Origin of the sequence: Streptomyces sp. MB09-01, from assembly GCF_033794505.1 — a bacterium.
GTDB lineage: Bacteria > Actinomycetota > Actinomycetes > Streptomycetales > Streptomycetaceae > Streptomyces.
This window is the reverse complement of sequence record NZ_JARAYQ010000503.1, coordinates 1-2528: the sequence shown is the minus strand read 5'-3', so window position 1 is coordinate 2528 and position 2528 is coordinate 1. Positions and strand designations below refer to the sequence as shown.

Here is a 2528-nt window from a genome sequence, read left to right as displayed (position 1 = left end):
GATCCGGCCGGGGCGGGGTGGCCCGGGGCCGCCAGGGCGGTGGTGTCGGTTCCGGTGGTCATACGGCTGCTGCCTCCTTCTCCAGTTGCTGGGCGCGGGCCACCTCGTCGTGGAGGAGGTTCCAGATCTCATGCCGGTAGCGGGCGAACTCCGGGCTGGACCGCAGGGCCTCCCCCAGCAGTCCGTCGCGGTCGCCGAAGGACACCGGGACGACCTCCTTGACCCGGCCGGGCCGGGAGGTCATGACGGCCACCCGCTGCCCGAGGTAGACGGCCTCCTCGATGCCGTGCGTGATGAAGACGACGGTCTTGCCGGTGCTCTGCCAGATGCGGCGCAGCTCGTCCTGGAGGGACTCGCGCGTCTGCGCGTCGAGCGCGGCGAACGGCTCGTCCATCAGCAGCACGTCCGGGTCGTACGCCAGCGCGCGGGCGATGGCGACACGCTGGCGCATGCCTCCGGACAGCTGGTGCGGGTGCCGGTCCTCGAAGCCGGTCAGTCCGACCAGGTCCAGGAACTCCTTCGCCCGGGCGGCGCGTTGCCGGCGCGGCACACCGGTGGCCTCCAAGCCGAACTCGACGTTGCCCTGGGCGGTCCGCCACGGCAGCAGCGCGTACTGCTGGAAGACGATGCCCCGGTCCAGGCCGGGTCCGGTGACCGGCTTGCCGTCGAGCATGATCCGCCCGGCCGTCGGGGCCGCCAGGCCGCCGAGGAGGTCGAGGAGGGTGGACTTGCCGCAGCCGCTGGGGCCGACGACCACGAGGAACTCCCCGCTGCGGATCTCCAGGTCGATGCCGTCGAGGGCGGTGAAGTCCCCGAAGATCTTGCGCACTCCCTCGAACACGATCTTCGTCATGGTGGCCGTCACCCCTTTCCGTACGCGTTGAACTCGTTGGTGTAGAGGTCGGACGGCTTGAACTGCCCCTGCTTGATGTCGCCGCGCTCGCCGAGCCAGTCGAGCCAGAGCTGGAACTCCTGGTCGGGTATCCGGCCGCCCGTCTCGGCGATCCCGTAGGAGCGCCAGTACTGCAGGGCGGTGCTGTCCTCGTTGCGGCCGCGCTTCTTGACGATCTCGGTCATCCGGGCGACGGCCTCCTCGCGCGGGGTGGTGCGGGACCACTCGATGGCCTTGGCCACGCCCGTCACGAAGGTCCGTACGGTGTCCGGGTTCTGCTTGATGAAGCGCTCGGTCATGATGTAGGTGCCCGCGCTGAACGGGCCGAGCAGCTCCACGTCGGTGAACAGCGGGCGGATGCCGCCGGAGGCGAGGGCCTTGTCGCGCAGGATGCCGGTGAGAACCCCGACCTCGATCTGCTTGGCGCGCAGCGCCTGTTCGGTGTTGACCGGCGGTATCACCAGGGCTTCGACCTTGGCCGCGTCCGCCTTGGAGAGGCCGTTGCGGCTGAGGTAGGTGTCGAGCAGCGCCTGGTAGTGGGCTCCCAGGGTGTTCATGCCGACCTTCTTGCCGATCAGGTCCCGGGCGGAGCGGATCGGGCTGTCCTCCAGGACGAAGTAGCCGGCGTAGGAGTACTGGTCCGAGCCGTAGGAGGAGATGACCGCCTTGATCGGGGCCTTGCCTGCGGCGAGCTTGATGACGGCGCCGTTGAAGGCGCTGCCGAAGTGGGTCTGGCCGGTGGCGGCGGACTGGATGTCCTGCGGGCCGCTGGTGGTGTTGCCGACCCACTCCAGCTTGAGGTCGTCCAGGTAGTCGAGGTCGGCTGCGAGTTCGGGGAGCGTGACGGCGCCGACCGACCCCTGGTACTTCAGGGTCTTGACCTGCGAGCCGGAGCCGCCGCCGTTGGCGGTGGCCGTGCCGCAGCTCACCGCGGCCGCCGAAATGCCGAGCAGGGTGAGGAACTGGCGCCGGGAGGTGCGGGTCGAGGTGAAGGCTGCGGGCATGACGGGGTCCTTGTCGGTGCGGGGTGCGTGGTGGCGTCGTGTTACGGAGCGGTGGTGAGCGCGGCGGCGGGCGCGGTGCGCAGGGCGTCGGCGAACTCGTCGACCGCCTGGAAGAGGTCGAGCTCGGCCTCGGGCCGCAGCCGGTCGGGGCCGGCTCCTCGCTCGACGGAGGAGTCCAGGACGAACCGGCCGGCGGTGACGTGCCGGGCGCCGAGGGCCGCCAGCACGGGGCGCAGGGCGTAGTCGATGGTCAGGACGTGGGCGAGACTGCCGCCCGTGGCCAGCGGCAGAATCGTTTTGCTGGTGAGGCCGTCCTGCGGGAGCAGGTCGAGGAAGGCCTTGAGCAGGCCGGTGTACGAGGCCTTGTAGACCGGGGTCGCGATGACCAGGCCGTCGGCCTCGGCGACGGCTTCGAGCGCCCGGCGGATCTCGGGCTCGCCACGGCGGGCGGCGAGCAGGTCGGCGGCGGGGAGCTCGCGCACGGCCAGGTGTGCGGTCCCGAAGCCGGAGTGGGCCAGGCGGCGCAGCACGTGGTCGGCGACGACGGCGGTACGGGAGTGGGCGGAGGGGCTGCCGGTGATGGCGAGCACGTGGGGCACGGGGGCTCCTTGGGTGACGTACGGGGAGCCGGC

At 71.1% G+C, this 2528-nt stretch carries 3 protein-coding genes; all 3 read right to left on the bottom strand.

Features of this window, described 5'->3' with window-relative positions:
• Positions 1–58 precede the first annotated feature (58 nt).
• The 3 genes from PV721_RS42900 to ssuE are packed head-to-tail and all read right to left on the bottom strand — an operon-like array spanning position 59 to position 2495.
• Positions 59–853 carry an ABC transporter ATP-binding protein gene (locus PV721_RS42900; protein ID WP_319734248.1) on the bottom strand — a complete coding sequence of 265 codons (795 nt, stop codon included), beginning with the start codon at positions 851–853 and terminating at the stop codon, positions 59–61.
• Between the two features lie 8 nt (positions 854–861).
• Complete coding sequence (locus PV721_RS42895; RefSeq protein WP_319734246.1) at positions 862–1896, bottom strand: ABC transporter substrate-binding protein; 1035 nt, start codon at positions 1894–1896, stop codon at positions 862–864.
• Positions 1897–1937: 41 nt separating this feature from the next.
• Entirely contained in the window at positions 1938–2495 is a 558-nt protein-coding gene (gene ssuE, locus PV721_RS42890) for an NADPH-dependent FMN reductase (protein ID WP_319734250.1), read from the bottom strand.
• Between the last annotated feature and the right edge of the window lie 33 nt (positions 2496–2528).

What these genes read in the sequence shown, in the direction of transcription:
- PV721_RS42900 (WP_319734248.1), bottom strand. Translation starts at nt 853, where the DNA reads ATGACGAAGATCGTGTTCGAGGGAGTGCGCAAGATCTTCGGGGACTTC.
- PV721_RS42895 (WP_319734246.1), bottom strand. Translation starts at nt 1,896, where the DNA reads ATGCCCGCAGCCTTCACCTCGACCCGCACCTCCCGGCGCCAGTTCCTC.